The organism is Mesorhizobium sp. M1182, from assembly GCF_040318335.1.
Lineage (GTDB): Bacteria > Pseudomonadota > Alphaproteobacteria > Rhizobiales > Rhizobiaceae > Mesorhizobium.
This window is the reverse complement of the sequence record NZ_JAMYMD010000093.1, coordinates 1-502: the sequence shown is the minus strand read 5'-3', so window position 1 is coordinate 502 and position 502 is coordinate 1. Positions and strand designations below refer to the sequence as shown.

Sequence of the window (502 nt, the reverse complement as noted above, 5' to 3'; positions counted from 1 at the left end):
AATCCGATCCTCAAACTTGACGGTCCCGACGACGCCAACCTTGAGCCCAAAATTGCGCAACAGGCCGCGCAGGTCGTTCTCGATGGCGAGGGCCTTTTCCTGCAGCAGCTTGCGCGCCGTCAGCAGCGCGCGGCGCTTCTGGCTCGTCAGCGTCTTGACATGCACCGGGCGGAACAGGTTGACGCGCATCATCTGTGCGATGCCGCGCGCATCATTGCGATCCGTCTTGTTCGGCCGCGCCTTGAGGAATGCCTTGGTGTGTCGGGTCTCGATGCAGATTGCCGGCAAACCGGCCTTGGCCAGGCCTTCGAACAGCCATTGCGACAACGGTCCGGCCTCGAGCCCGATCCGCTCGATGCGCAAGGCGGGACCTTTCAGAACCGCGGTGAGGTCGTCGGGGTGGCTGACCACCTTGACCTCGCGGCAGATCTTGCCAGTTTCATCGACAATGCAAACGGCGGTCTCTTTTACCGAGATATCCAATCCGGCATAATGCTTCATG

Annotated in this window: 1 protein-coding gene; it reads right to left on the bottom strand. The window is 61.2% G+C overall.

Annotation, left to right across the window (positions count from 1 at the left end):
• On the bottom strand, positions 1-501 hold a 501-nt coding region (locus tag NKH33_RS33200), incomplete at its 3' end, for an IS110 family transposase (RefSeq protein WP_352923759.1).
• Between the last annotated feature and the right edge of the window lies 1 nt (position 502).